Source organism: Pseudomonas sp. GW821-FHT01E10 (assembly GCF_059422365.1).
Window position 1 is genome coordinate 1 of sequence record NZ_JBWKWT010000041.1, and the last position, 1,271, is coordinate 1,271.

The following is a 1,271-nucleotide window of genomic DNA, read 5'->3' on the forward strand; positions in this document are numbered from 1 at the left end:
TGCGGTTTTTGTGAATGCTTGCGAACTTTCGGTTCATTGCGTCTTCACACACCGCAATCTGGTGTCCTTTCGGATCAGCAAATTGCTTGGGTGTTATATGGTCAAGCCTCACGGGCAATTAGTATTGGTTAGCTCAACGCCTCACAGCGCTTACACACCCAACCTATCAACGTCGTAGTCTTCGACGGCCCTTCAGGGGACTCAAGGTCCCAGTGAGATCTCATCTTGAGGCTAGTTTCCCGCTTAGATGCTTTCAGCGGTTATCTATTCCGAACATAGCTACCCGGCAATGCCACTGGCGTGACAACCGGAACACCAGAGGTTCGTCCACTCCGGTCCTCTCGTACTAGGAGCAGCCCCTCTCAAATCTCAAACGTCCACGGCAGATAGGGACCGAACTGTCTCACGACGTTCTAAACCCAGCTCGCGTACCACTTTAAATGGCGAACAGCCATACCCTTGGGACCGGCTTCAGCCCCAGGATGTGATGAGCCGACATCGAGGTGCCAAACACCGCCGTCGATATGAACTCTTGGGCGGTATCAGCCTGTTATCCCCGGAGTACCTTTTATCCGTTGAGCGATGGCCCTTCCATACAGAACCACCGGATCACTAAGACCTACTTTCGTACCTGCTCGACGTGTCTGTCTCGCAGTCAAGCGCGCTTTTGCCTTTATACTCTACGACCGATTTCCGACCGGTCTGAGCGCACCTTCGTACTCCTCCGTTACTCTTTAGGAGGAGACCGCCCCAGTCAAACTACCCACCATACACTGTCCTCGATCCGGATAACGGACCTGAGTTAGAACCTCAAAGTTGCCAGGGTGGTATTTCAAGGATGGCTCCACGCGAACTGGCGTCCACGCTTCAAAGCCTCCCACCTATCCTACACAAGCAAATTCAAAGTCCAGTGCAAAGCTATAGTAAAGGTTCACGGGGTCTTTCCGTCTAGCCGCGGATACACTGCATCTTCACAGCGATTTCAATTTCACTGAGTCTCGGGTGGAGACAGCGCCGCCATCGTTACGCCATTCGTGCAGGTCGGAACTTACCCGACAAGGAATTTCGCTACCTTAGGACCGTTATAGTTACGGCCGCCGTTTACCGGGGCTTCGATCAAGAGCTTCGCGTTAGCTAACCCCATCAATTAACCTTCCGGCACCGGGCAGGCGTCACACCCTATACGTCCACTTTCGTGTTTGCAGAGTGCTGTGTTTTTAATAAACAGTCGCAGCGGCCTGGTATCTTCGACCGGCGTGGGCTTACGCAGC

1 rRNA gene (running past one end of the window) is annotated in these 1,271 nt (G+C 53.2%); it reads right to left on the bottom strand.

Features of this window, described 5'->3' with window-relative positions:
• Positions 1-97: 97 nt before the first annotated feature.
• Positions 98-1,271, bottom strand: a 23S ribosomal RNA gene (locus tag AC07V0_RS29920) (it continues 1,814 nt past the right edge of the window).